Source organism: Amycolatopsis sp. DG1A-15b (genome assembly GCF_030285645.1).
In the GTDB taxonomy this organism is placed as follows: Bacteria; Actinomycetota; Actinomycetes; order Mycobacteriales; family Pseudonocardiaceae; genus Amycolatopsis.
In genome coordinates this window covers 5,829,018-5,854,297 of record NZ_CP127296.1, presented here as the reverse complement: position 1 = coordinate 5,854,297, position 25,280 = coordinate 5,829,018, and the positions used below count along the sequence as shown (strand labels likewise).

At 71.7% G+C, this 25,280-nt stretch carries 28 protein-coding genes and 1 pseudogene; 15 read left to right on the top strand and 14 right to left on the bottom strand.

Translation table 11 applies throughout. The annotated features are described in order from the left end of the window. Positions 1-11 precede the first annotated feature (11 nt). Together QRY02_RS26725 and QRY02_RS26720 are read right to left on the bottom strand one after the other, a co-directional pair. Positions 12-719 (bottom strand): class I SAM-dependent methyltransferase, encoded by a 708-nt coding sequence (locus QRY02_RS26725; protein WP_285985597.1) that lies wholly within the window; start codon positions 717-719, stop codon positions 12-14. Then, the gene (locus QRY02_RS26720; RefSeq protein ID WP_285985596.1) at positions 716-1,126 is read right to left on the bottom strand and encodes an SRPBCC family protein; all 411 of its coding nucleotides are present in this window, start codon (positions 1,124-1,126) and stop codon (positions 716-718) included. Before QRY02_RS26720 ends, QRY02_RS26725 begins: the two co-directional genes overlap by 4 nt. A 53-nt stretch (positions 1,127-1,179) precedes the next feature. Here QRY02_RS26720 and QRY02_RS26715 point away from each other — a divergent pair, with 53 nt between their 5' ends. Next, the gene (locus QRY02_RS26715) at positions 1,180-1,596 is read left to right on the top strand and encodes a MarR family winged helix-turn-helix transcriptional regulator (protein ID WP_285985595.1); all 417 of its coding nucleotides are present in this window, start codon (positions 1,180-1,182) and stop codon (positions 1,594-1,596) included. Between the two features lie 718 nt (positions 1,597-2,314). On the opposite strand, the gene QRY02_RS26710 is transcribed toward QRY02_RS26715, so the two are convergent. Together QRY02_RS26710 and QRY02_RS26705 are read right to left on the bottom strand one after the other, a co-directional pair. After that, the gene (locus QRY02_RS26710) at positions 2,315-3,169 is read right to left on the bottom strand and encodes an LLM class flavin-dependent oxidoreductase (protein WP_285985594.1); all 855 of its coding nucleotides are present in this window, start codon (positions 3,167-3,169) and stop codon (positions 2,315-2,317) included. Beyond that, positions 3,166-4,188, bottom strand: coding sequence for an aldo/keto reductase (locus tag QRY02_RS26705; RefSeq protein ID WP_285985593.1), 1,023 nt, complete (start codon positions 4,186-4,188; stop codon positions 3,166-3,168). Before QRY02_RS26705 ends, QRY02_RS26710 begins: the two co-directional genes overlap by 4 nt. Positions 4,189-4,276: 88 nt before the next feature. Here QRY02_RS26705 and QRY02_RS26700 point away from each other — a divergent pair, with 88 nt between their 5' ends. From QRY02_RS26700 to QRY02_RS26650, 10 genes and pseudogenes are all read left to right on the top strand, one after another. Continuing rightward, on the top strand, positions 4,277-4,849 hold the full coding sequence (locus tag QRY02_RS26700; protein WP_285985592.1) for a TetR/AcrR family transcriptional regulator: 573 nt from the start codon (positions 4,277-4,279) through the stop codon (positions 4,847-4,849). Next, entirely contained in the window at positions 4,846-5,280 is a 435-nt protein-coding gene (locus QRY02_RS26695) for a pyridoxamine 5'-phosphate oxidase family protein (protein ID WP_285985591.1), read from the top strand. The genes QRY02_RS26700 and QRY02_RS26695 overlap by 4 nt, the downstream gene beginning before the upstream one ends. Positions 5,281-5,395: 115 nt before the next feature. Beyond that, on the top strand, positions 5,396-6,604 hold the full coding sequence (locus QRY02_RS26690; protein ID WP_285993921.1) for a cytochrome P450: 1,209 nt from the start codon (positions 5,396-5,398) through the stop codon (positions 6,602-6,604). Next, positions 6,601-7,224 carry a TetR/AcrR family transcriptional regulator gene (locus QRY02_RS26685; RefSeq protein WP_285985590.1) on the top strand — a complete coding sequence of 208 codons (624 nt, stop codon included), beginning with the start codon at positions 6,601-6,603 and terminating at the stop codon, positions 7,222-7,224. The genes QRY02_RS26690 and QRY02_RS26685 overlap by 4 nt, the downstream gene beginning before the upstream one ends. 21 nt (positions 7,225-7,245) lie before the next feature. After that, positions 7,246-7,446 carry a ferredoxin gene (locus QRY02_RS26680; protein WP_285985589.1) on the top strand — a complete coding sequence of 67 codons (201 nt, stop codon included), beginning with the start codon at positions 7,246-7,248 and terminating at the stop codon, positions 7,444-7,446. Next, entirely contained in the window at positions 7,443-8,618 is a 1,176-nt protein-coding gene (locus QRY02_RS26675) for an NAD(P)/FAD-dependent oxidoreductase (protein ID WP_285985588.1), read from the top strand. The genes QRY02_RS26680 and QRY02_RS26675 overlap by 4 nt, the downstream gene beginning before the upstream one ends. A gap of 206 nt (positions 8,619-8,824) precedes the next feature. Beyond that, positions 8,825-9,642 (top strand): IS5 family transposase gene (locus QRY02_RS26670; protein WP_285993920.1). Its coding sequence is split into 2 segments (ribosomal slippage): positions 8,825-9,158 and positions 9,158-9,642, totalling 819 coding nucleotides; the frame shifts between segments, so codons are not numbered across the junction. Positions 9,643-9,811: 169 nt separating this feature from the next. Next, positions 9,812-10,687 (top strand): annotated as a pseudogene (locus tag QRY02_RS26665) (IS5 family transposase). A gap of 179 nt (positions 10,688-10,866) precedes the next feature. Continuing rightward, entirely contained in the window at positions 10,867-11,256 is a 390-nt protein-coding gene (locus QRY02_RS26660; RefSeq protein ID WP_285985587.1) for a hypothetical protein, read from the top strand. A 390-nt stretch (positions 11,257-11,646) separates the two neighbouring features. After that, positions 11,647-13,056, top strand: coding sequence for a BNR repeat-containing protein (locus tag QRY02_RS26650; protein WP_285985586.1), 1,410 nt, complete (start codon positions 11,647-11,649; stop codon positions 13,054-13,056). Between the two features lie 5 nt (positions 13,057-13,061). On the opposite strand, the gene glmS is transcribed toward QRY02_RS26650, so the two are convergent. Further along, the gene (glmS, locus tag QRY02_RS26645) at positions 13,062-14,885 is read right to left on the bottom strand and encodes a glutamine--fructose-6-phosphate transaminase (isomerizing) (protein WP_285985585.1); all 1,824 of its coding nucleotides are present in this window, start codon (positions 14,883-14,885) and stop codon (positions 13,062-13,064) included. A gap of 12 nt (positions 14,886-14,897) precedes the next feature. Continuing rightward, positions 14,898-15,170: a hypothetical protein gene (locus QRY02_RS26640; RefSeq protein WP_285985584.1), complete on the bottom strand. Its 273-nt coding sequence runs from the start codon at positions 15,168-15,170 to the stop codon at positions 14,898-14,900. A gap of 96 nt (positions 15,171-15,266) precedes the next feature. Here QRY02_RS26640 and QRY02_RS26635 point away from each other — a divergent pair, with 96 nt between their 5' ends. Continuing rightward, entirely contained in the window at positions 15,267-15,992 is a 726-nt protein-coding gene (locus QRY02_RS26635; protein WP_285985583.1) for a class I SAM-dependent DNA methyltransferase, read from the top strand. On the opposite strand, the gene QRY02_RS26630 is transcribed toward QRY02_RS26635, so the two are convergent. Further along, positions 15,946-16,893 carry a LysR family transcriptional regulator gene (locus QRY02_RS26630; protein WP_285985582.1) on the bottom strand — a complete coding sequence of 316 codons (948 nt, stop codon included), beginning with the start codon at positions 16,891-16,893 and terminating at the stop codon, positions 15,946-15,948. The genes QRY02_RS26635 and QRY02_RS26630 overlap by 47 nt on opposite strands. Positions 16,894-16,965: 72 nt before the next feature. Between QRY02_RS26630 and dapA the strand changes: the two genes are divergently transcribed. Further along, positions 16,966-17,802, top strand: a complete 837-nt coding sequence (gene dapA / locus QRY02_RS26625; RefSeq protein WP_285985581.1) for a 4-hydroxy-tetrahydrodipicolinate synthase — start codon at positions 16,966-16,968, stop codon at positions 17,800-17,802. A 64-nt stretch (positions 17,803-17,866) separates the two neighbouring features. On the opposite strand, the gene QRY02_RS26620 is transcribed toward dapA, so the two are convergent. The 4 genes from QRY02_RS26620 to QRY02_RS26605 form a co-directional block, all read right to left on the bottom strand. Next, positions 17,867-18,211: an STAS domain-containing protein gene (locus QRY02_RS26620; protein ID WP_285985580.1), complete on the bottom strand. Its 345-nt coding sequence runs from the start codon at positions 18,209-18,211 to the stop codon at positions 17,867-17,869. Beyond that, positions 18,208-19,440, bottom strand: coding sequence for a PP2C family protein-serine/threonine phosphatase (locus tag QRY02_RS26615; RefSeq protein ID WP_285985579.1), 1,233 nt, complete (start codon positions 19,438-19,440; stop codon positions 18,208-18,210). Before QRY02_RS26615 ends, QRY02_RS26620 begins: the two co-directional genes overlap by 4 nt. Next, a complete protein-coding gene (locus QRY02_RS26610) occupies positions 19,437-20,237 on the bottom strand; it encodes an alpha/beta fold hydrolase (protein WP_502874133.1) in 801 nt (266 codons plus the stop codon). The genes QRY02_RS26615 and QRY02_RS26610 overlap by 4 nt, the downstream gene beginning before the upstream one ends. 72 nt (positions 20,238-20,309) lie before the next feature. After that, positions 20,310-20,978 (bottom strand): TetR/AcrR family transcriptional regulator, encoded by a 669-nt coding sequence (locus QRY02_RS26605; protein ID WP_285985578.1) that lies wholly within the window; start codon positions 20,976-20,978, stop codon positions 20,310-20,312. 54 nt (positions 20,979-21,032) lie between these two features. On the opposite strand from QRY02_RS26605, the gene QRY02_RS26600 reads away from it, so the two are divergent. Continuing rightward, positions 21,033-22,040, top strand: coding sequence for a glycoside hydrolase family 113 protein (locus QRY02_RS26600; protein ID WP_285985577.1), 1,008 nt, complete (start codon positions 21,033-21,035; stop codon positions 22,038-22,040). On the opposite strand, the gene QRY02_RS26595 is transcribed toward QRY02_RS26600, so the two are convergent. Both QRY02_RS26595 and QRY02_RS26590 read right to left on the bottom strand, forming a co-directional pair. Then, positions 22,041-22,406, bottom strand: a complete 366-nt coding sequence (locus QRY02_RS26595; RefSeq protein WP_285985576.1) for an STAS domain-containing protein — start codon at positions 22,404-22,406, stop codon at positions 22,041-22,043. It lies immediately after the preceding gene. A 114-nt stretch (positions 22,407-22,520) separates the two neighbouring features. Continuing rightward, complete coding sequence (locus QRY02_RS26590) at positions 22,521-23,015, bottom strand: pyridoxamine 5'-phosphate oxidase family protein (protein ID WP_285985575.1); 495 nt, start codon at positions 23,013-23,015, stop codon at positions 22,521-22,523. Positions 23,016-23,068: 53 nt separating this feature from the next. Between QRY02_RS26590 and QRY02_RS26585 the strand changes: the two genes are divergently transcribed. Beyond that, the gene (locus QRY02_RS26585; RefSeq protein WP_285985574.1) at positions 23,069-23,671 is read left to right on the top strand and encodes a TetR family transcriptional regulator; all 603 of its coding nucleotides are present in this window, start codon (positions 23,069-23,071) and stop codon (positions 23,669-23,671) included. 571 nt (positions 23,672-24,242) lie between these two features. Here the strand turns inward: QRY02_RS26585 and QRY02_RS26580 are convergent. Further along, positions 24,243-25,211 (bottom strand): NsdA family TPR-like regulatory protein, encoded by a 969-nt coding sequence (locus QRY02_RS26580; RefSeq protein WP_285985573.1) that lies wholly within the window; start codon positions 25,209-25,211, stop codon positions 24,243-24,245. Between the last annotated feature and the right edge of the window lie 69 nt (positions 25,212-25,280).

Here is a 25,280-nt window from a genome sequence, read left to right as displayed (position 1 = left end):
AGCCTTCCTCCTCATCGGCTGAAGAGGCCGGTGAGGAGGAAGGGCACGCCGAACAGGCCGTCGGCCGGTTCGCCGTTCATGGCGCGCAGTTCGACTTCGGTGTAGCTGCCGAACAGCCGGCGCAGGTCGTCCGGGTCGTAGGCGAGACCGCCGTGAAGGCTGCCGTCGCGGTAGAGCTGGGCGTCAGGGATCTCGACGCCCGAGTTCGCGTCGCCGGTGCCCGCGGCGAAGCAGGTGAGGCCGAAGTGGCCGCCCGGCGCGAGCCGGCGGTCGAGGAGGGCCAGGTAGCTGATCCGCCGGTGCGGGGCCAGGTGGTGCAGACAGCCGGAGTCGTAGACGAGGTCGTAGGTTTCGTGCGGCAGCTCCACCGCGAAGATGTCCGCGCAGTGGAAGCGGACGCCGGGGGTTTCGCCCGCGCGTTCCCGCGCCCAGGCGATCGCGGTGGGCGAGAGGTCGATGGCGTCCACTTCGTAGCCTGCGGCCGCGAGCCGGAGTGCGTTGCGGCCTGGCCCGCAGCCGAGTTCTAAGGCGCGGCCGCCGCGGAGAGGGCCGTCGCGGAGCCAGCCGTCGAGGTTTTCGTCGGGGAGACTGACGAAGAACGGGACGGGCCGGTCGCGGTCGGTGTAGAAGCGGTCCCACCAGTCCGAGGTGGAGCGGTCGTCGAACAGGCCGTCGAGCAGGCGCAGCAGGTCGTCGACGGAGCGGACGCCCCGGTTCACCGGCCGCTCTCGACGCGCTCGCGCACGGCTCGCAGCTCCTCGCCGACGACCGCCATCTGCGCGTCGACCGCCGACGGGTCGGTGCCGTCGGGGAAGAACAGGCTGAAGATCAGTTCGGCGCCGGTCAGGTTCGGCACGACGCGGGTGAACAGGCCGAGGTTCGGGGCGTCGGCGCTGACGACGTCGACGACGCCGTGCTCGGCCGCGACCCGCACGGCGACCCGCTGCGGGCCGCTTTCGGTGTGGACGCGCCAGATGTCGTCGTGGTCGTGGTCGACCGCGGTGGCGAAGCCAGGCGCCCAGTCAGGGAGGTGACGAGGATCGGCCAGGTATTCGACGACCCGCTCCGGCGGGGTGGCGATGGAGATGGAACGGGTTTCGGCGCGTCCGAGAGTCGTGGGTGTCATGGCGAAAACGATACGCACCTGCGTACGATCTGTCCACGCGTAAAATCCCGCCGGTGAACGAGGACGACGATCTCGGAGCCCTCTGCGCCGGGGCGGGCCGCAGCCTGGCCGAAGCCGAGCGGCCGGTGCTCGAGCGGCACGGCCTCTCGATGTGGCAGTACGTGGTGCTGTCGGCGCTGGCCGCCGGGGCGGCGCCGAGCCAGCTGGTGCTGGCCCAGCAGATCCACTACGACAAGACCCGGTTGATCGCCCTGCTCGACGCGCTCGAAGCGGGGGGACTGGTGGCCCGTCAGCCGGACCCGGCCGACCGCCGCGCGCGGGTGGTCCGGCTGACGCCGGAGGGGATCCGGCGGTACGCGGCGGTCCGGGCCGGGATCCGCGAGGTGGAGGAGCGGAAGCTGGCCGGTCTGGCCCCGGAAGCCCGGCGGGTGCTGCGGTCGGCCTTAGCCCACCTGGCCAACTCGCCCTGACGACAGCGGCTGCCGGGCAGCAACCACCGCTCATGTCGGCCTGGCCGGCGATCGCAGGGGCGAGGACCGGTGATCGCCGGGGCGAGAAACTGGCGGAGCACGTGGCAAGGTCCCCACGGGGCCGGGGCTGAGCAGCCCCCGATTTCCACGCTAGCGGAGGGCACTGACAAAACCGGCGCCCTCCGCAAGGGCTGTCCACAGGCCACGCGCGAACTGACGGCCGGCAACGCAAGCCGACCAACGACGTCACCAGACCTCCCCCGCCCCTCATCCCAGCCTTCTCTTCAGTCGACGATCGGGTTTGTCAAGGCACGCTTTCCCGCCTTGACAAACCCGATCGGCGGCTGAAACTCCAACCGGAGGGGCGGGGGAGGTCGGACCCGCCCTGCCGCGGCAGAACCCGTAGTAGAAGCCACGGCAGAACCCCGCGGTGCCGCTCTACCGCGGTAAAAGACAAAAGCTGTCCTCGCCGGACGGGCAGGCTCCGGGATGGCCACCCGTCGCCGCTGCCCCCTCGCTTTCTCGAGGTGGGCCGCGCGGTGGTCATCCCGTCGCCTGATTGAGGCCTATCACTTTGAGCCGGGCCCGCAAGCTTCCGCTTTCCCCGCACGCTGCACTGTGGGTTGCGGGCCCGGCTCAAAGTGATTTTCGGGCCTCAGGCGACGGGATGACCACCGTGCTCCTTTGTTGTCAGGACAGGGGGCGCCGCTTGGTCTCACTACCTGCGGATCAGCTCATCCGCCACCCACTGCGCCACCCCCTCGGGGTACGGATTCCCCAGCCCGAGCACGAAGTGCCCGAACCCGGCGTCCGCCGCCTCGGCGATCTTTGCCCGGGTTGTCTCCGGGTGCTCGTAATCCACCGGGAGGAAGATCGATCGGGTGATCTCCGCCGGGTCGCGGCCGATCTCTGCGCAGTACTTGTCCAGCAACCGGCTCCGGGCGGCCAGGTCCGCTATGTCGCCGCCGCCCGGGATGTTCCACAGGTTTGCGTGCTCCGCCACCACGCGCAGGGTGGCGCTCGCCCGGCCGCCGATCATGATCGGTGGGTGTGGGCTCTGCACTGGGCGCGGATTGCCGAATGCTCCGGTCAGCCGGACGTGCTCACCTTCGAAGTCGAACGGCTCCGGTGAAGTCCACAAGCGACGGATGACCGTGCACGCCTCGGCCAGGGCCGCCACGGCGTCCTCTTGACTGTGGTACGGCAGGCCGTGCGCGTCGTACTCCCGCCGGGCCAGCGGGTGGCTCGGCCGGGAGCCCGCGCCGATGCCGAAGTCGAGCCGGCCGCCGGAAACGATGTCGACCGTCGTGGCGATCTTCGCCAGCAGCGCCGGTGGGCGGAACCGGTTGCTGGTGACCAGCAGGCCGATGCGCAGCCGCGACGTCTGGGCCGCCAGCGCCGAAAGCAGCGTCCAGCCCTCGAAGATCGGGCCGTCCGGGTCGCCGCCGATCGGCATCAGGTGGTCGAACAGCCACGCGTGCTCGATCTCCGGCACCGTGTCCGCTTCGCGCCAGACGCGCAGGATCTCGTCGTACCCCACCTGCATCGGTGCGGTCAGGATGCCGAACCTCATCGGCGCCGCCGCAGCGACGGGTCGAGCAGGGCCGGCGGGGTGTCGAACTTCTCGCCCGGGGCCAGGTCGGTGCCCGGGGCGACGACCGCGTCGATCTCGTCCAGGACGTCGGCGGGCAGCACGGTGTCGGCGGCTTCGAGCTGCGAGCGCAGATGGTCCAGGGTGCGCGGGCCGATGAGCGCGCTCGTCACGCCGGGGTGCGCGGTGACGAAGCCGAGCGCGAGCTGGATCAAGGTGAGCCCGGCCTGTTCGGCGAGCTTGGCCAGCTTCTCGACGGCGTCGAGCCGGGCCCGGTTGGCGGGAACGTCGAGGTCGAAGCGCTCCGGCAGGACCGCCGCGCGGCTGGTGGTGATCTCCCGGCCCGCGCGGACCGCGCCCGACAGCCAGCCCGACGCCAGCGGGCTCCACGCCAGCACGCCCATGCCGTACTCCTCGGTCACCGGCAGCACGTGGGCTTCGATGCCGCGCTGCAGGATCGAGTAGCTCGGCTGCTCGGTGACGTACCGGCCGAGGTGGTGCTCGCGGGCGGCCCACTGCGCCTGGACGATGCGGTACGCGGGGAACGTCGACGACCCGAAGTACCGGATCTTGCCCGCGCGCTGCAGGTCGGTCAGCGCGGAAAGCGCTTCCTCATCACTCGTGGCCGGGTCCCAGCGGTGGAGCTGGTAGAGGTCGACGTGGTCGACGTCGAGGCGGCGCAGGCTGTCCTCGAGTGCGCGGACCAGCCAGCGGCGCGAGTTGCCGCGGTGGTTGCGCTCTTCGCCCATCGGCATGGTCGCCTTCGTGGCCAGCACGAGGTCGTCGCGGCGGCCGGCGATCGCCCGGCCGACGATCGTCTCCGACTCGCCCTGGCCGTACATGTCGGCGGTGTCGACGAGGTTGATGCCGGCTTCGAGCGCGGCGTCGACGATGGCCGTCGCCTCGTCCTGGGTGACGCGCCCGATGGCGCCGAAGTTCATCGCGCCGAGCGCGAGGGTGCTGACTTGGACGCCGGTGCGGCCCAAGGTGCGGTACTGCATGGGGGGTGCCTCCGTGGCATGATGAGCAAACGGAACGTTGCTCCGCTAACGATACGGAACTCTGTTCCGCTTAGCAAGGGAGGGGTCGGTGGACGAGCGCAAGCCCAAGCGGGCGGATGCCCGGCGCAACGAAAAGGCACTGCTGGACGCGGCGGCGGCGGTCTTCGTCGCGTCGGGCGTGGACGCGCCGGTGCGGGACATCGCGGCGAAGGCCGGCGTCGGGATGGGCACCATCTACCGCCACTTCCCGACCCGGGCGGACCTCGTCATCGCGGTCTTCCGGCACCAGGTGGACGCCTGCACGGAGGCGGGGCCGGCCCTGCTGGCCGCGAACGACTCGCCGTACGCCGCGCTGGCGCAGTGGATCGACCTGTTCGTCGACTTCCTGGTGACCAAGCACGGGCTCGCCGGTGCCCTCCAGTCGGACAGTGCCGGCTTCGAGTCGCTGCACGCGTACTTCCTCGACCGGCTCGTGCCGGTGTGCGCCGAGCTGCTCGACGCCGCCGCCGCGGCCGGCGAGATCCGGGCGGCGGTGGCGCCCCTGGACCTCATGCGCGGGGTCGGCAACCTCTGCATCGGAGCGGACGACCCCCGGTACGACGCGCGCCGGATGGTGAAAGTCCTCGTCGCCGGGCTGCGGTGCGCGACCATGGGGACATGACGGCGTGGCGGGAGTGCGAAGCGGCGGAGCCGGAGTTCGCGCGGCGGGTGCGGGCCCTGTTCGACGCCCACAAGCACAAGACGATCGCGACCCTGCGGGCCGACGGCTCGCCGCGGATCTCGGGCATCGAAACGGTCTTCGAGGACGGTGAGCTGGTCTTCGGGTCGATGCCGAACGCGCGCAAGGGCGCGGACCTGCGGCGGGATCCGCGGTTCGCGCTGCACAGCGCGACGGTCGACCCGGTGGACGGCGAAGAGGCGCGGTGGCCGGGGGAGGCGAAGATCGCCGGGCGGGCGCGCACCGAGGACGGCGAGCGGTTCGTGGCCGACGTCGCCGAGGTCGTGCACACCCACCTGAACGAGGCGGCGACGCTGCTGGTGGTCGAGTGGTGGACGCCCGGCGGCGGCCTGCGCAGGGTCGAGCGCGAATAACTCACCTCTGCCCCTGTGAGGCTGTGGGCGCTCCTGTAGTTAAGTCAACTGCTTGACTTAATTGCGGATCGTCGCCATGCTCGGACAGGGGACATTCACCAACGAGAGGCCCGTGATGACGCCAAGCCACACCGACCCGTTGCCGCGTTTCCCGTTCGAGGCCGCCACCGCGCTGGCGCCGCCGGCCGAGTGGGCCGAGTTCCGGGCGAAGTGCCCGGTCGCCCGCGTCGCGCTGGCCAGCGGGGACGAGGCCGCCCTGATCACCCGCTACGACGACGTCAAGAGCGTCCTGTCCGACCCGCGGTTCACCCGGCCGACGCCGGCGGACAACGCGGCCCGCGTCGCCGACACCGAATCGGGCGGGGTGTTCAACAGCGAGATGGCGTCCGTGCTCCCGCAGCACGGCGAAGACCACCTGACGTGGCGGCGCCTGATCGGCAAGTGGTTCACCGCCAAGCGGATGAACGCGCTGCGACCCGGCATGGCGGCGATGGCCGAGCAGCTCATCGACGAGATGGTCGCGAAGGGTGCGCCCGGCGACCTCAAGGCCGGCCTCGCCTTCCCGCTGCCGGTCTGGGTCATCTGCGACATGCTCGGCGTGCCCGACACCGACCGCGACCGGTTCGCCCACTGGTCCGACGTCATGCTCAGCATGACCCGCTACACGCAGGCGGAGTTCGACGCGGCGCAGGCGGAGTTCGGCCGGTACATGGGCGGGCACCTCGCGGCCAAGCGGGCCGAGCCGGGCGAGGACATCCTCAGCGCGCTGATCGCCGACGGCGCCGGCTGGTCCGACGCGAAGCTGGCCGCCACCGGCATCGGCCTGCTCATCGCCGGCCACGAGACCACCGCGAACATGATCGCGAAGATGACGGCGATGCTGCTCGCCGACCGGAGCCGGTGGGAGCAGCTGCTGGCCGATCCTTCGCTGGTGCGCACGGCGGTCGAGGAAGCCCTGCGGGCGGACGCCAACGCGGGCGTGGGCATGCAGCGCTACCTCACCGAGGAGTTCGAGGTCGGCGGCACGGTGCTGCCGGCCGGGACCACCGCGATGTGCAGCATGGCCGCGGCCAACCGCGACGAGGACGCCTTCGAGAACGCCGCCGAACTGGACCTGACCCGCAGCCCGAACCCGCACCTGGCCTTCGGCGCCGGCGCGCACGCGTGCCTCGGGCAGCCGCTGGCCCGCACCGAGCTGCAGGTCGTGCTGGAAGTGCTGCTGCGCAAGCTGCCGTCGCTGGAGCTCGCGGTCCCGGCGGACGAGCTGCGGCGGGTCGAGGGGCTCGCGGTCGGCGGGCTGCGGGAACTGCCCGTCCGCTGGTGACGGACCGCGCGCAGGCGACGCGGGAGCGGCTCCTCGTGGCGGCGGAACGCCTCTACGCCGAACACGGCGTGCCGGCCGTGTCCAACCGGCAGATCGGCGAGGCGGCCGGGCAGGGGAACAACACGGCCGTCGGCTACCACTTCGGCACCCGGACCGAGCTGGTGCGGGCCATCGTCCGCAAGCACACCGGGCCGATCGAGCGGCTGCGTGGTCGCCGGCTGGACGAGGGCGGCCACGCCGGGCTGCGGGACTGGCTCGGGTGCCTGGTGCACCCCACCACCGAGCACCTGGCCGAGCTGGGCGCGCCCACCTGGTTCGCCCGGTTCGCCGCCCAGGTGATGACCGAGCCGTCACTGCGCACGGTCGCCATCGAGGAGACGCTGACGTCCCCGTCGCTGGCGCGGACCCTCGCGGGCCTCTACCGGTGCCTGCCCGGCCTGCCCGCCGAAGTCCGCGCCGAACGCAACGACATCACCCGCCTCGTGCTGATGAACGCGATGGCCGAGCGCGAACGCGCCCTCGCCGACGGCGTGGGCACCCCGAGGGCCGGCTGGCGCGACACCGCCACCGCTCTCACCGACGTACTGGCCGGGCTGTGGCTCGCGCCGGTCACCAAGTAACTCCCGAGGAAAGGAACCGCCATGAAGGTCACCGTGGACGAAGCCAAGTGCTGCGGGGCAGGCACCTGCGTCATGCTCGCCCCGGACGTGTTCGACCAGCGCGACGACGACGGCATCGTCATCCTGCTCGACGAGCACCCCGGCGAAGCGCTGCACGGAGTCGTGCGCGAGGCGGCGAGCGTGTGCCCCGGTGTGGCGATTTCGGTCAGCGAGCAGGGATGATCGGCGACGTCCTGGTCGTCGGGGCCTCGGCCGCCGGGCTCGCGACCGTGGAAGCTTTGCGCCGCAAGGGTTACGGGGGCCGCGTGACGGTACTGGGCGCCGAGGCCCACCTGCCGTACGACCGGCCGCCGCTGTCCAAGCAGGTCCTCGGCGGGAGCTGGACGCCCGCGCAGGCGCAGCTGCGGACGCCGGAGGCGCTGTCGGCATTGGCCGCCGAGTTCGTGCTCGGCGACCCGGCGGTGCGGCTGGACGCGGGTGCGCGGACCGTCCACACGGCGACCGGGCGCACCCTGACGGCGGACGCGGTCGTGCTCGCCACCGGGCTGCGGCCGCGCACCCTGCCCGGGCAGGACGGCCTCGGCGGCGTCCACGTGCTGCGCACCCTCGACGACACGCTGGCCCTGCGCGCGGACCTCGCGCCGGGCAAGCGTGTGGTGGTCGTCGGGGACGGCGTGCTCGGCGCGGAGATCGCCGCGACCGTGTGCGCGGCGGGCGTGCCGGTCACCCTCGCGGGCCCGCAGCCCGCGCCGCTGGCCTCCCAGTTCGGTCCCCTCGCCGCGGGCCTGCTCGCCGAACTGCACGCCACGCGCGGTGTCGAGCTGCGGCTCGGCTCCGCGGTCACCGGGCTCGCCGCGGACGACGGCCGGGTCACCGGGGTGCGGCTGGCGTCCGGCGACGTGCTGCCCGCCGACGTCGTCGTGGTCGCCTTCGGGGCCGCGCCGGCGACGGACTGGCTGGCGGGCAGCGGGGTGCTGTGCGACAACGGCGTCGTGTGCGACTCCCGCTGCCGGGCGGCGGACGGGATCTACGCGGCGGGTGACGTCGCCCGCTGGCACCACGAGGGGCTCGACGCGCTGCTGCGGCTGGAAAACCGGACCAACGCCACCGAGCAGGCGGTCGCCGTCGCGGGGAACGTCCTCGGCGAAGACCGCCCGTACACGCCGGTGCCCTACTTCTGGACCAACCAGTTCGACGCCCGGATCCACGTGCACGGGACGTTGTCCGCGGACGCCGAAGTGTCCGTTGTGGAGGGTGAGCCGCGCGCGGGCCGGTTCGTGGCGCAGTACCGCCGCGGGGATGCCGTCACCGGCGTGCTCGGCTGGAACATGCCCAAGCAGGCACGGTTGCGCCGCCAGGACATCGCCGGCGCGGTCCTCGCCGGGCGGCCCTAGGGCCTGTATCGAAGTCGTCTCGAGCTGGTTGAGCTGGGAGTTGGCGCTGTTGGGCGTGTCGGTGGTCGACATAGGTGAGGTCTCCGGTAGTTGGTTCGTCGACCAAGAAGAACCTGAACACCGGAGACCTCGTGGACACCCTAGCGGTGGCGGGGCGGTTCGACCTGACCGACGAGCAGTGGGCAGCGCTGGAGCCGTTGCTGCCTATGCCGTCGCGGCCGGGTCGGCCGTCGTTGTGGAGCAGACGGCAGTTGATCGACGGGATCCGGTGGCGGGTGCGCACCGGAGCGCCATGGCGGGACATGCCGGAGGGATACGGGTCCTGGGCAGCTGTTTATGGGTTGTTCCGGCGCTGGCAACGCGCGGGTGTCTGGCAGCGGATTCTGGCCGCGTTGCAGGCTCTGGCCGAGGCCGAGGGACGGATCACGTGGGATGTCAGCGTGGATTCCACGATCGCGCGGGCGCATCAGCATGCCGCAGGTGCGCGGAAAAGGGGGATCTGCAGGCTGAGCCGCCGGGCGGAACCACTGTTGAGCCGGAGGATCACGCGTTGGGGCGGTCCCGCGGTGGGTTGACCACGAAGGTTCATCTGGGGTGTGAGCAGGGGCAGAAGCCGTTGTCGATCGTGCTGACCGCGGGGCAGCGCGGTGACAGCCCGCAGTTCATTCCGGTCCTGGCCGGGATCCGGGTGCCCCGGCCCAGTGGTGGGCGGCCGCGGACGCGTCCGGATCGGGTGCTGGCGGACAAGGCTTACACCTCGAAGGCCAACCGGGCTCACCTGCGCGGTCGCGGGATCAAGGCGACCATCCCGAGTAAGGCTGATCAGGACGCGCACCGCAAGGCCAAGGGGGCGAAGGGCGGCCGGCCACCGGCCTTCGACCCCGAGATCTACAAGCAGCGGCACGCGGTGGAGTGCGGCATCAACCGGCTCAAACGCCACCGTGGGGTGGCTACCCGATACGACAAACTGGCCGTCCGCTATGAGGCCACCGTCCAGATCGCCGCGATCAACGAATGGCTCTGACCGACTTCGATACAGGCCCTAGGGCCTGTATCGCAGTCTTCTCAAGCTGGTTGAGCTGGAGTTGTTGTTGCTAGCGTGTCGGCGGTCGAAATAGGTGAGGTCTCCGGTAGGTGGTTCGTCGACCAAGAAGAACCTGAACGCCACCGGAGACCTCGTGGGCACCTTAGCGGTGACGGGGCGGTTCGACCTGATCGACGAGCAGTGGGCAGCGCTGGAGCCGTTGCTGCCTGAAACGTCACGACCGGGTCGGCCGTCGTTGTGGAACAAGCGGCAGCTGATCGACGGGATCCGGTGGCGGGTGCGCACCGGTGCGCCGTGGCGGGGCATGCCGCCAGGGTATGGGTCCTGGACAGCGGCTTACGGACTGTTCCGGCGCTGGCAACGCGCCGGTGTCTGGCAGCAGGTCCTGACCGCGTTGCAGGCACTGGCCGAGGAGGCGGGGCGGATCACGTGGGATGTCAGCGTGGACTCCACGATCGCCCGGGCGCACCAGCATGCCGCGGGTGCCGGAAAAGGGGGATCTGCAGGCCGAGCCGCCCGGCGGGATCGCCATCGAGCCTGATGATCACGCGTTGGGCCGGTCCCGCGGTGGGTTGACGACGAAACTGTATCTGGGGTGTGAATAGGGCCAGAAGCCGTTGTCGATCGTGCTGACCGCCGGGCAGCGTGGCGACAGCCCGCAGTTCATTCCGGTCCTGGCCGGGATCCGGGTGCCCCGTCTGGCCGGTGGCCGGCCCCGCACCCGTCTTGATCGGGTGCTTGCCGACAAGGCCTACACCTCGAAAGTCAACCGGGCGCACCTGCGCGGTCGCGGGATCAAGGCGACCATCCCGAGCAAGGCCGACCAGGACGCACACCGCAAGGCCAAGGGGTCGAAGGCGGCCGGCCACCGGCCTTCGACCCCGAGATCTACAAGCAACGTCATGCGGTGGAGTGCGGCATCAACCGGCTCAAACGCCACTGCGCTGTGGCCACTCGCTACGACAAGCTCGCCGTCCGCTACGAGGCCACCGTCCAGATCGCCGCGATCAACGAATGGCTCTGACCCAGTTCGATACAGGCCCTAAGCATTTGCTCATGTGACCCAGTCCAAGCGGCGACGCCGATCGGCCGTTCGAGTGGTCTCCCCGTGGGGGATAAACGAAGTCGCCGGGTCAGGCGTGACGTTGATCGCGAACTGGAAGCGAGTCATTTTTTAGGGAGGAAGCAATGAGACGCTCTTTGGTGGTTGTCGTCATCGCACTGCTCGGCGTCATCGGCATCAGCGTGCCGGCCGGCGCGACAGTGGCGACTGCCCAGTCCGCCGTTGCCGACGATCTCTGCAACGGGACCAGCGGCTGCATTACGGTGGATATCTCCTTCTCGAATCGGTCGGCCACCGCCGTGGGAACGGTATTCGACGACAAGAACGCCGGATCGACCACTGCTGTTTTCGATTTCTACACCGCAAACGGCTTCTGGGAAGAGCAGACGCGGACTGCGACGAATAAGCGGATTCCGTTTCACTTCAGCGAAGCCGGGCCAGTGGGCGGGATCAGCTATGTGGTGGTTTACCTGGTCAGCAATGCCACCGGCGAGCCGTCGTCTGATTCCCTTATTTTCATCAAACAGTAGGTAGCGCTTGCCGGGTGACGTGGTGGCGGTCCGATCTGGAGATGTGCCGGATCGGACCGCTGTCGGCCTTGCCGCTGGTGCTGCGGGCCGCTCCGGCGAACCCGCCGTGTGACCCGGGCCAACTGGGACCGGTCCTCGCCTGGCGCGCAAAAAAATCTCCGGGCCGGTTGTGGAGTGCGGCATCAACCGGCTCAAACGCCACCGCGCTGTGGCCACTCGCTACGACAAGCTCGCCGTCCGCTACGAGGCCACCGTCCAGATCGCCGCGATCAACGAATGGCTCTGACCCGCTTCGATACAGGCCCTAGCCGAAACCCCCCATCCGTCGGTTGACGGCGTCCAGCGGTGGCGCAATCCTTGTTCGCGTTAACACCGCGGGAAGGGTGGGCCATGGCGGCGAAGAGAGCGCTTTCCCGGATTCTCGGCGTGCTGGTGGCCGCGGCGCTGCCGCTGGTACCCGCCACGCCCGCCGAGGCGGCCGTGTCCGTGGTCAAGATCGCCGACACCCAGCTCGACGCGAAGGCACTGTACTTCGTCTCCTACGACGGGCTGGTGAACAACGACTCCTTCCAGCAGAGCGGGATCTTCACCTACGCGGGCTACCAGTACGCCGCCTGGTACACCGCGGACCGCAGCGCGGTGGTCGCCCGGCGGGCCGGCGGCGGCGGTGCGTGGCAGACCGTCGCGCTGCCGCACAAGCTGACCGTGGACGACTCGCACAACGTCATCTCGATGGGTGTCTCGGCCGACGACGGCCGGCTGCACGTGGCCATGGACACCCACGGCAACCAGGTCTACTACGTCGAGTCGGTGGCCGGTCTGCTGTCCGCGCCCGCTTCGCACGCCTGGACGTCTTCGGCGTTCGGGGCGGTGCAGCGCACGCTGAACGGCGTCGACCTCGGGGCGATCACGTACCCGCAGTTCGTCGTCACGCCGGAGCGCAAGCTGCAGCTCAGCTACCGGACCGGCGCTTCCGGCAACGGCACCAACGAACTCGCGGAGTACAGCGGGGGCAGCTGGCGCAAGCTCGGGAAGTGGTCGTCGGCGACCGGCTCGTGGACTTCGAACGGCGTCACCAGCACCACGCGCAACATGTACCTGCACGGCCTCACCTACGGGCCCGGCGGGCGGCTGCACGCGACGTTCACCTGGCGCGAAGGCAATTCCGGGGTGCTGTGCAACGCCGGCGGGCTGGCCAACCACGACACCGGCTACGTCTCCAGCGACGACCGGGGCCGGACCTGGCGGAACAACGCCGGCACGGTCGTCGCGACGACGGGCGGCACGCCGGTGGCCGTGTCCTCGCCGGGCACGGTCGTCGACCCGCTCGGCGTCGACCACGCGCTGATGAACCAGGAAAGCCAGGCCGTCGACTCCGCGGGGCAGCCGCACGCCGTGATCAGCTACGTGCCTGGCCGGTTCACCCAGTGCGTCACGAACTACTCCGCCCAGCGCAAGCAGTACGGCCGCACGTTCTTCCTCAGCCGGGCGGCCGACGGCACCTGGACCAAGCGCGAAGTGCCGGTCGCGCCCGAGTCCACCCAGCGCACGAAGCTGGTCTTCGACCGCGCCGACAACGCCTACCTCGTCATGCCGTTCGGCCGGATCGTCGCGGCGACCAAGGCGAGCGGCTGGACCGACTGGAAGACGGTGTACAGCCCGGACCTGCACGCTTTCGGCGAGGTCGACGTCGACGATTCGCGGCTGGCCGCCGACGGCGTGATTTCCGTGATGTACCAGCAGGTTTCGAGCGGGACGACGCCGTCGCCGATCCGGGTGGCCGATTTCCGCCTCGGCTGAGGAACTCACTCCACGGTGACGGACTTGGCCAGGTTGCGCGGCTTGTCGATGTCGTAGCCCAGGGTCAGCGCGGCGTGGTAGGCGAGCAGCTGCAGCGGGATGGTCAGCAGGATCGGGTCGAGCTCCGGCTCGGTCTTGGGCACCACGATCCGCGGGACGTCCAGTTCGCCGAAGTCGACGTCCGCGTGGGTCACCGCCAGCACCGCGCCGCCGCGGGCCTTGATCTGCTGGACCGCGGCCAGGTTGCGCCCGGTCAGCTCGTCCGACGGCACGATCGCGACGGTCGGGAGCGCTTCGTCGATCAGCGCGAGCGGGCCGTGCTTGAGTTCGGAGGTCTGGTACGCCTCGGCGTGGCGGTAGGAGATCTCCTTGAACTTCTGCGCGCCCTCCCGGGCCACCGGGTAGCCGCGAACCCGGCCGACGAAGAACAGGCTCTTCGCGATGGCGACGGTCTTCGCGTGCTCGGCGATCTCCGGCTCGAGGTCCAGGATGGACTTGAGCTGGCCCGGTAGCGCGCGGATCGCGTCGATGATCCGTTGTCCGTCCGCATTGGACAGATCGCGCACCCGGCCCAGGGCCAGGGCGATCAGCGCGAACCCGACGGCCATGTTGGTCAGCGCCTTGGTCGAGGCGACCGCGATCTCCGGGCCGGCGTGCAGGTAGACACCGCCTTCGCAGGCGCGGGCGATCGTCGAGCCGACGACGTTGACCAGGCCGACGACCCGGCCGCCCTTGCGCTTGATCTCCTCGACGGCGAAGGCGGTGTCGATGGTCTCGCCGGACTGGCTGACCGCGATGTAGAGGGTGTCGGCTTCGATGATCGGGTTGCGGTAGCGGAACTCCGACGCGGCTTCGGCGTCGGCCGGGATCCTCGCGAGTTCTTCGATCATCGTCGCGCCGATCTGGCCGACGTAGTAGGCGGAGCCGCAGCCGAGGATCTTCACGCGGGCGAACCCGCGCAGTTCCCGCGGCGTCAGGTTGAGCCCGTCCAGGCGGGCGACGCCGAACCGGTCGTCCAGCCGGCCGCGGATGATCCGCTCGACGGATTCGGGCTGTTCCTGGATCTCCTTGGCCATGTAGTGCGGGTAGCCGCCCAGGTCGAGGTCCTCGGCGTCGATGTCGATCTCGGTGGCGGGCTTGGTGGTGTCGCTCTCGTCGACGGTGAAGGTGCGGTAGCCGGTGGCGAAGACGGTCGCGAACTCGCCGTCGTCGAGGTGCGCGACCTGTGAGGTGTGCCGGACGAGCGCGGCGAGGTCGCTGGCGACGAACATCTCCCGCTCGCCGACGCCGATGATCAGCGGCGAGCCGTTGCGCGCGATGACCAGGCGGTCGGGGTGGGCGCTGTCGGTGACGGCGATCGCGTACGTGCCGGTGATCCGCGAGACCGCCTGCACGACGGCGTCCTCGAGGGTTTCCGCGGTCGCCCGCGCGACCAGGTGGGCGAGGACCTCGGTGTCGGTCTCGGAGGTGAGGGTGACGCCGGCGTCGGCGAGCTGGGCGCGCAGGGCGTCGGCGTTGTCGATGATGCCGTTGTGGACGACGCTGATCCGGCCGTCTTCGGACGTGTGCGGGTGCGCGTTGGCCTCGGACGCGGGCCCGTGCGTGGCCCAGCGCGTGTGCCCGATGCCGGCCTTCCCGGCGAGCCGCTTGGGCAGCGCCGCGGTGAGGTTCCGCACCCGGCCGACGACCCGGTGGACCTGGGTGCCGCCCTTGGCACCGAGGACGGCGATGCCCGCCGAGTCGTAGCCGCGGTACTCCAGCCGCGTCAGGCCCTCGAGCAGGATGGGGGCGGCGTTCTGGCCGCCGATGTAGCCGACGATTCCGCACACGGGCGAACCTTTCTAGCCGTAGACGATGCGGCGCAGCTGCCGCTCGGAGAGGACGGGCGCGGCCACCAGGCGGCCCCGGAGCTCGGCGGCGATCAGCGGGAAGATCTGGGGGTTCTTCCGGCCCTGGGCCTGCAGCTCGGCGTGCCGGCGGCGCACGTAGTCCTCGGTGGGAGTCCGGTAGAAGGCCAGGACGTCGTCGACGACCCGGGCGGCGACCCGGGGCGGCAGCCCCGTGGACGCGGCGACGCGCTCGACGATGTCGGTGTCCTCCACGCGGGCCATCATGCACTGCCGGGAGCCCGAGGCCCAAATTCCTGCCCGAAATCGGGCAAGTCTTAATTGGTTGGACAGTTTCCCCGGCCTCGGGTGAGGGTGGGAGCCGTGCGACAAGACGAGATCTGGGACACCGAAACGGCCGAGCGGTACGACACGCCCGGCCGCGGCATGTTCGCCCCCGAGGTCGTCGGGCCCGCGGTGGAGCGACTGGCCGCGCTGGCCGGCGGCGGGCGGGCACTGGAGTTCGCCATCGGCACCGGCCGCATCGCCGTCCCGCTCGCCGAGCGCGGGGTGTCCGTCACCGGTATCGAGCTGTCGGAGCCGATGCTCGCCCGGCTGCGGCAGAAGGCGACGATTCCGGTCGTCGTCGGGGACATGGCGACGGCTACCGCGCCGGGCCGGTTTTCGCTGGTTTACCTCGTGTACAACACGATCTCGAACCTGCTGACCCAGGACGAGCAGGTGGCGTGCTTCCGCAACGCGGCCCGCCACCTGGACCCGGGCGGCCGGTTCGTGATCGAGCTGGGCGTCCCCGAGCTGCGGCGGCTGCCACCGGGTCAGGACGCCGTGGTGTTCCGCGCCGGCTCCGGGTACGTCGGTGTCGACACCTACGACACCGTGCGCCAGCACCTGGTGTCCCACCACTTCACGTTCGACGAGGGCCGGCAGGCGCGGCTGAGCCGGTGCCCCCAGCGCTACATCTGGCCGGCCGAGCTGGACCTGATGGGCCGGCTGGCCGGGTTCGAGCTGGAGTCACGGCACGCCGACTGGACGGGGACGGAGTTCACGACGGCGTCGGCATCGCACGTTTCGGTGTACCGGCTGCACTGATCACGTCGGCCGGGCCCAGCTCGGCCAGCACCGCCCGGATCGCCGGGCTCGCCTCCGCGCTCCGCCGCCACACCGCGTGCACCTCCCGCTTCGGCGGCCGCCGCAACGGCCGTGCCACCAAGCCGTCCCCCAGCGGCGGCCGGGCCAGCCGCGGGATCAGCGCCACCACCTGTCCCGGAACCACCAGTGACAGCTGCGTCGCGAAGTCGTCCACCGAGTGGCGCACGTCCGGCTCGGTCCGGGCCTGCGCGAACAACCGCCGGAACCACTGGTGGCACACGGTTCCCGGCGGGCTGGTCACCCACGCGTGCCCGGCCAGTGAGGCCTCGTCGAGCGGCGCGTCGAGCCGGGCCAGCGGGTGCGCGCGGCTCATCACCACGTCGCCGAGGTCCGTGTGCACCCAGCGCCGCACCAGCGACGGCGGCAGCGGTGCCGGCGGCAACCCGTCGGCGTCGTGGACGAGCCCCAGGTCCGCCGTCCCCGCGCCGACGCTGTGCAACGCCTCGTCAGGGTCCTGCTCCGTGAGTTCCAGGCGCAGCTCCGGGCACCGCGCCGCCAGCCGGGGCACGACCGGCGCGAGCAGGCCGCGGATGGCCGTCGAAAACGCCACCACCCGCAGCGTGCCGCGCGGTGCCCCCGCCGAAACCGACCGGGCCGCTTCGGCGCAGCGTTCCAGCGCCTGGAACACCTCCGGCGCCGAGTCGGCGATCGCCTGCCCGGCCGTGGTCAGCACCACCCCGCGGCCGGCCGGCGCCAGCACCGGGACCCCGACCTGGCGTTCCAGCCGCTTGAGCTGCTGTGAAACCGCCGACGCGGTGAACCCGAGCTCCTCGGCCGCCCGGGCCAGCGTCCCGAGCGCCGCCACCGCGCGCAACGCCCGCAGCGCGCCCACCTCGATCATGAAGCCAGGCTACGCAATACCGGCAAAAAAGCATCGCTGGACCGCAGCAGTCGCGCTCGGCAGGGTCAGGGCATGACCGAATTCGGCGCCAACCTCGTCGCGATGGTGACTCCCATGCAGCCCGGCGGCGCGCTCTGCGAACCCGGCCTCACCCGGCTCGTCGACCACCTGCTGGCCACCGGGTGCGACGGCCTCGTCGTCGGCGGGACCACCGGCGAGGCCCCCACCCTGTCCGGCGCCGAGTCCGCCGGCCTGGTCCGGGCCGTGGCGGCCCGGACCCGAGGCCGTGCGCGCGTGATCGCCGGCGTCGGCACCCACGACACGGCGACGAGCGTCCGCCGCGCCCGCGAAGCCGAGGCGGCCGGCGCCGACGCGCTGCTGCTCGTCTGCCCCTACTACTCCCGGCCGACGCAGGCCGGCGTGATCGCCCACTGCCGGGCGGTGGCGGACGCCACCGAGCTGCCGGTGATGCTCTACGACGTCCCCGCGCGCACCGGCCTGGCGATGACGCCGGCGACCCTGATCGAGCTGGCCGGCCACCCGCGGATCCGGGCGGTCAAGGACGCCAAGGGCGACCTGGCCGAAGCGATGACGGTCATGTCCCGCACGTCGCTGGCGTACTACTGCGGCATCGACGAGCTGAACCTGCCGTACCTGGCGTGTGGCGCCGCGGGCCTGGTCAGCGTCGTGGGCAACGTGGCCGCCGAGCGCACCGCCGAGCTCATCCGCACCGTCCGCGCCGGCGACCTCGAGCGGGCGCGGGCGATCCACGAGGAGCTGATCCCGTCGACGGACCGCCTGACGCGCTCCGGCACGGGCGCGGCGAACGCCAAAGCCGCCCTGGCGGAACGGGGGATCATCCCGCACGCGAGCGTGCGGCTCCCGCTGGTCGAAGCGAAGACCGCCTGACCAGCCACCCGGACCCCCACAAGAGCCGGTGGCCGTCGGGCTCGAGGTGCTCGAGGTGCTCGAGTCAGTCTCTGAAGGCGTCTTCGGCGCTCGGGTAGGTGGGGAAGAAGTCCCCGAGGCCGATCAGCCCGAACGTCCGGCTCAGCCGGGCGGGGACGGCGGCCAGCGCGACGGCCGCTCCGGCCTCCTCGGCGACGTTGCGGGCCGCGATGAGCGCGGAGATCCCGCTGGAGTCGCAGAACGTCACCCCGGCCAGGTCCACCACCAGCAGCTGACCGGGTCCCAGGACGAGCGCGGCCACGCCGGCGCGCAGGCGCGGTGCGGTGGCCACGTCGAGCTCTCCCTCGACGGTCACCACCGCGCCGGCCCCGGTGGTGCGCGTCGTGACGGAGAACGGGGTGCCGGTCACGATCGATCGCCTCCGGGGAACGGGATGCTCAGCGCCAGCAGCGCCGTGTCGTCCTCGACGCCGTCGCCGAAGCCGGCGAGCAGGCCGGTGACCGCCGCGATCACCGCGGGCGCCGTCGTCGGCGCCAGGCCGGTCAGGTGCTCCTGCAGCTGTTCTTCGCTGTAGCGGACGCGGCCCTGCGTGCGGGCTTCGGTCAGCCCGTCGGTGTACAGCAGGAGGGTGTCGCCGGGGGTCAGGAAGACGTCCACGGCGGCGAAACGCGCGCGGGGCAGCGCGCCCACCAGCTGGCCGCCGGGGACCGGCAGGAACGTCGACGTGCCGTCGGCGCGGATCAGCAGCGCCGGCGGGTGACCGCCGGTGGCCAGGGTGACCGCCGCGCCGCCGTCCCCGGGCCGCAGGTGGCCCTGGATGACGGTGCAGTAGCGCGGGTCCGGGCCGCGGTACTCGTGGTGCAGCACGGTGTTGAGCCGATCCAGCACGATGGCCGGGTCCGGGTCGAGCACCGCGGCGGCGCGCAGCGTGTAGCGCGCCAGCGACGTCACCACGGCCGCGGCGGCGCCCTTGCCGGACACGTCGCCGAGGAAGAAGCCCCACGTGTCGCCGGTCAGCGGGAACAGGTCGTAGAAGTCGCCGCCGACCTCGTCGGCCGACGCCGGGTGGTAGTAGGCCGCGACCTGCACACCGGGTACCTCGGCCAGGGCGGGCGGCAGCAGGGTCTGCTGCAGCGTCCGGGCGAGCCGCTGCACCCGGTCGCGTTCGCGCTCGGCTTCTTCGCGCGCCCGCAGCAGTTCCTGCTCGTAGGCCCGCCGGTCGCGCGCGTCGAAGATCGTGGTGCGGATCAGCTGCGCCTGTCCGTCGGTGCCGGTCTTGACCGTCGAGGTCACCAGCACCGGCAGCCGGGTCCCGTCCGCGGCTTTCAGCTCGAAGGCGACGCCGCCGAGCTCGCCCTGCATGCGCAGGAGCGGCGCGAAGTGCGTCTCGTGGTAGATCCGGCCGCCGACGGTGAGCAGATCGGCGAACCGGCGCCGGCCGACGACGTCGTCGCGTTCGTAGCCGAGCCAGCCGAGCAGCGTCGCGTTGATCTTCGCGATCGTGCCGTCCAGCAGGGTCGAGAGGTACCCGCAGGGGGCGTGCTCGTAGAGGTCTTCCGCGCTGTCCTCCAGCAAAGCCGAGAATTCCGGTGCGGCGCTTTCCTGACCACCCGGGCCGGGGTGGTCTTCGCACATCATGGCCCGCCCACGAACGCCGTGATCGCGGCGGCCGTCGCCTCCGGTGCGCTGAGCTGGGGGCAGTGCCCGGTCGCGTCGAGCGTCACCAGGGTGCTGCCGCTGATCTGCTCGTGGGTGAACCGCCCCACCGCGGGCGGCGCGATGGCGTCGTTCGAGCACTCGAGCACGAGCGTCGGCACGGCGACCTTCGCCAGGTCGGCCCGGTTGTCGGAGAGGAACGTCACCCGGGCGAAGACGCGGGCGATCGCGGGATCGGTGCGGCAGAAGCTGTTCGTCAGCTCCTCGCCCAGCTCCGGCCGGTCCGGGTTGCCCATGATCACCGGCGCCATCGTCGCCGACCAGCCCAGGTAGTTCGACTCGAGTGAGGCGAGCAGCTCGTCGATGTCTTCGCGGCTGAACCCGCCGCGGTAGCCCTCGTCGTCGAGGTAGCAGGGGGACGGCGTGAGCAGCACCAGCTTCGCGAACCGGTCCGGTTCCCGGTTGGCGGCCAGCACCGCGATCATCGCGCTGACCGAGTGGCCCACCAGCACGACGTCCCGCAGGTCCAGCTCGTGGCAGATGGCCAGGACGTCGTCGGCGTAGCCGTCGAGACTGCCGTAGCGCTCGGGCGTCCAGGCGGCCAGGTCCGAGCGCCCGGCGCCGGTGTGGTCGAACAGCACGACCCGGTACCGCCGCGCGAGCTCGGGGACGACGAGGCGCCACAGGTTCTGGTCACAGCCGAAACCGTGGGCGAGCAGGACGGTGGGACCGTCTTCCCGGCCGGTGACGGTCACATTGTTCCTGATGCGCATGCTCACCGCGCACATCCTGCCACCGACCCGGCGGCACCGTGGGCTGAGCGCGGGTTTGCGTCGTCTGCGGCTTCCAGCTCAACGCTGCCGCTGGGCGAAGCCGTCGAGCAGGCAGTCCAGGCCGAGCTCGAACCGGGCGTCCGCCGTCAGGTCCGGCATGTCCGCGAGCCAGGTGGCGAGCGAGTCGTCGGCCATCTCGCCCGCGTACGACCGCAGGTCCTCGGTCGAGCCGATGCCGAACCGCTCGAGCATCACCAGTTCGCGGCTGACGCTCATCGCCGTCCCGGTGACGTAGTTGTCCAGCAGCGAGGCGTACGCGACGGCCGGTGTGAGGCCCGCGCCGTCGAGGACCGTCAGCAGGAAGGCGGCGCGCCGCAGGGTACGGGGGCCGAACGGCGGCCGGCCGTCCACGAGCTCGGCGTACCAGCGGTGCCGGCCGATCATCGCCCACAGGCTGGTGGCGAGCCCGCGCAGGTCGCCGCGCCAGTCGCCGCTCGGGGCGGCGGGCACTTCGACCTCGGCCGACACCTCGTCGAGCATCAGGTCGACCAGGCCGTCCTTGTTCAGGACGTACCGGTACAGCGACATCGGCGCCGACACGCCGAGCGCGTCCGCCACCGCCCGCATGGTCAGGGCGGCGACCCCGCCGGTGTCGGCGACCTCGATGGCCGCGCGCACGACCGACGCGCGGGTCAGCGCGTTCTTCCGGCCCGGGGGCTCCGGCTGGTGCCAGATCAGGCGTGGCATGGGCGGAGTGTACAGCGTACATTCAAGTGTACGACGTACATTCCGGGAGGGCGGATGCAGCTCAGGGGGATCAACTACGACACCGGCTTCGGCGGCGCGGTCGGGGACCGGTCGCGCCGGGACTTCGAGCCCGCGGTCGTGCGGCGGGAACTCGAAATCATCGCGGCGGACCTGCACTGCGATGCGGTCCGGATCAGCGGCGACGATCCGGACCGGCTCGCCGTGGCCGCGCACGCCGCGATCGACGCCGGGCTGCGCGTGTGGTTTTCGCCGTTCCCGATGGACCGCACGCCGCCGCAGCTGCCGCCCTACTTCGCCGAGTGTGCGCGGCGAGCCGAGGAAATCCGGGCGCGGGACCCGGAAACCGTGTTCGTGCTCGGCTGCGAGATGTCCCTGTTCTGCACCGGGTTCGTCCCCGGCGCCTTCCTGCTGGAACGCCTGCGCAACGCGACGGATCCCGCCGCCTGGGCCGGGTTCTCCCGCGAGTGGGATTTCGCCGCGACGCTCCGAGAGCTCGCCGCCGTCGCGCGGCGGCACTTCGGCGGCCGGCTCACCTACGCGGCCGGGGACTGGGAGGAGATCGACTGGGCGGACTTCGACTTCGCCGCCGTCAACCTGTACCGCTCGGCCGCGAACGCCGACGACTTCGCCCGGCACGTGCGGGCCCACCGAAGTCACGGAAAACCCTTGGTCATCACGGAATTCGGCTGCTGCACCCACCGGGGCGCGGGCGACGCGGGCGGGACGGGGTGGACGATCGTCGACTTCGCAGCCGAGCCGCGGGCGCTGAACGGCGACTACGTTCGCGACGAGGCCGGTCAGGCGGCGTACTTCACCGAACTGATGGAGGTCTTCGAGGCCGAGGGCGTGCACGGCGCGTTCTGGTTCACCTTCGCCGGCTACGAATACCCGTCCGGCGCGGGGCCCCGGCGCGATCTCGACCTGGCGAGCTACGGCGTCGTCAAAGTCCTCGACGGGCAGGACGGCACGGCGTACCCGGGCCTGACGTGGGAGCCGAAGGAGGTCTTCCACACCGTCGCGGCCCGGTTCGCCCGGGCCTGATCACCCGAGCGCGTCGTCCCGGGTGGTGGTGACGGCCAGCGCTTCGTGCAGCCCGGTCAGCCGGAGGGTGCGGTTGACGACGCCGTCTTCGGGGGCGACGACCCGGATCCGGGTGCCGGTGCCGGCCTGGCGACGGGCCTCGAGCAGGACCGTGATGCCGATGGACGCGAGGAAGGACACTTCGGACAGGTCGATGACCAGCAGTTCCGGCGCGTCGGCGAGGGCGGTGGTGACGCCGTCGCCGAGCATGGGGGCACTGAGCAAGTCGACCTCGCCCGTCACCGCCAGCACGACCGCGCCGCCGGAGTGGTGGGCCGTCACGCGCAAGAGGTCCTGGGGCCGGATCCGGTTGCTCTCAGCGGTCACGATCACCCCTGGTCTGCATGCGGGATCCCTTCTTCTCCGAGCGGCCGGTCCGCCCCGGATCGGTGGTACCCCGGGTTCGCGACGACGAAACATCGGGTGACAACCCGAACGGGGTCATCCTCGCGGGCGGGCGGTGGTGCCCCCGAGCGGCAGTGCGGGCAACCCGAGCTTGCGGTGGTCCCACGACCGCGTCCGGTCGACGTCGAGGCGGACGGCGACCCGCTTGGTGAGCATGAACTCGACCATCGGCCGGACCTCTTCGCTGTACGGGCCGTTGTACCGCTCCCAGACGTTGACGCCGACCGCCCACAGAGCGTCCGGGTCGTCGACGATCGTGGCCCGGCCTTCGAGGGCGACTCCGCGCAGCGCGTCGTAGGTGTCGCCGGTTTCGATCATCACGGTGACGCGGGCGTCGCGGCGCAGGTTCGCGGCCTTCTGCGACTTGGCCTTGGTTTCGAACCACAGCACGCCGTCGAGCACGGCGTACCACATCGCGACGAGGTGCGGCTGGCCCGACGGGCCGAGGGTGGCGAGCGTGGCGACGCGTTGCTCGTCGAGGAACCGGCTGATCTCGGCCGCGGACATGACGATCTGAGCGCGCTGGTTCACCCGGGCTCCTCGCCGACCGTGCCATTCGCTGAGACACAGTCCAGAATGAGACTATGTCTCAGAGTGAACCGGAAGGCTTGGCCGTCCGCAAGAGGCGGGCGACGAACGCGCGGATCGCCGCGTCGGCCGCCCGGCTGGCCGGTCGCCACGGCGTCGCCGGCACGACGGTGGACCACATCGCGGCGGACGCCGAAGTCGCCCGCGCGACCTTCTTCCGCTACTACGACACCAAGGAAAGCGCGGTCGCGGAGGGGATCACCGGGCCGTGGCTGACGCTGGTGACCGCGGCGATCGCCCGCCAGCCGGCCGAGCTGGCGCCGAAGGAAGCGCTGGTGGCGGCGTTCGGTGAGCTCTCGGCGGAGTTCCCGGCGCACGCGGATTCGATCCGCGAGCTGGCCCGCCTCACCCGGACGTCGGCAACCTTGGCCGCGTGGACGGCCCAGGCTTACCAGCGTTACGAGCGGGCCATCGCGGCGTTGCTGGCCCCCAGGTTCCGAGAGGCGGCGGCGCAGGACCCACGCCCACGCATGCTGGCGGCCTTGGCGATGGCGGCGGTCCGCATCTCACTGGACGACTGGGTCGCGGGCGGCGGAGCGCTACCGGACCTCATCGGCCGCGCGTTGACCGCGATCACGATCGAACCGGAGGGCCGTTGACCGCGAAGCTGGCGCTGAGCTGGCGGGCTGGCGGGCTGGCGGGCTGCTGAGCCGCCGGGCCGCTGGGCTGCCGGGGCGCCGGGCCGCCGAGCCGCTGGCTGCTGGGCCGCCGGGCCGCTGGGCCGCCGAGCCGCTGGGCCGCTAGCTGCCGGGTCGCTGGGCCGCCGAGCCGCTGGCTGCTGGGCCGCTGGGCTGCTGGGGGCCGCCGCGTCGCTGGGCTGCGGCGGCCGTTGACTGCGAAGCTCGGGCAGCCCGGCCGGCCGGGCTGCCGCCAGGCCGCCGAGCCGCACGCCGCGCTGCCGAGCAGCTGCGGCTGTTGACTGCGAAGCTTGCCCCGGCCGGGCCGCTGGGCCGCCGAGTCGTCTGCCGCGCTGCCGCGCTGCCGCGCTGCCGCGCTGCCGCGCTGCCGCGCTGGCCGCCGAGCCGCCTGCCGTGGCGCCGCGCCGCGCCGACCGTTGACTGCGAAGTCGGCCCAGTCGGGGCCGCCGAGCCGCCGAGCCGCCGCGGCCGTTGACCGCGAAGCCCGCGCCGCCCGCCGAGCCGTGGCCGCGTCGCCGAGCAGTCCGGAGGGTCAGCTGAGGGGCTCCGCCCGGTACCGCCCGATCCGATCCGCCAAGGCCCCCACCGCCGCGTCACCGCGATGGGCGCGCAGCAGCCGCTCCAAGGGCGCCAGGCGGTCCTTCGGCCGGACCGAACCCACCTGCCCGGCCAGGATGACCGCCTCCTCGCCGATCCGGGTGGCCTCGGCGAAGTCGCCCCTGAGTGCGTGGTTCTGGGCCAGCATGATCAACGTCAGCGACCGGCTCCTGGCCATGTCCGCGCCGTAGCGGGCCGCCGCCCCGGTCAGCTGGGTGATCGCTTCGCCGCTGTGGCGGGGTGCCACCGCGGTGGCCAGCTCCGTCAGCACCGTGCCGCGCATCGCCGCCATGTCCGGCTCGCCGAAGAACGCCTCCCACGGCCTCGGCTGCGGCCACGAACCCGCCGCCGCGAACGCCGCCTCGGCCTCCGCCAGCCGGGTCAGGGCCGCGCGCTCGTCGCCGCCCATCGCGAACGCCCACGCCTCGTTGGCCACGAGGATCGCCAGGGCGCGGTGGGAATCGGAGCGTTGCGCGGCCGCCCGGCCCCGGGCGAACTCGGCCAGCGCGCCGGCGACGTCGTGGCGGTGCAGGTGCACGCGGCCGAGCCGGTAGCGGATGTTCGCCACCAGGCTGCCGTTCCCTGCCTCCGCCGCGATTTCCGCCGCTCGTGCGAAGCGGCGCCGTGCCGGTTCGTCGTGCCCGATGTCGAATTCCGTCCAGCCCAGCAGGTTGTGCACGTCAGCCAGCACTGTGGACAGCCTGGCCCGCAAGGGATCCGGGACCGCGCCCCAGTGCAGCAGGAGGCTCGCCGTCTTGACCACCCGGACGGCGTCCCGGCAGAACCCGCCGCCCTGCCGGTAATCCAGCGCCCGCAGGACTCCGACAGCCGCTTCCAGCTGGGCGACGTCGGTGTCTTCGATGCTGATCGGAAGCGGAAAGCCATCACCTGTCGTCGTCACCATGACCTCACCTCGCGCAGGGGCGCACGCATGGTCGGGTTACCGGCGCAGGGAGAATACCCAGGAGGGGCC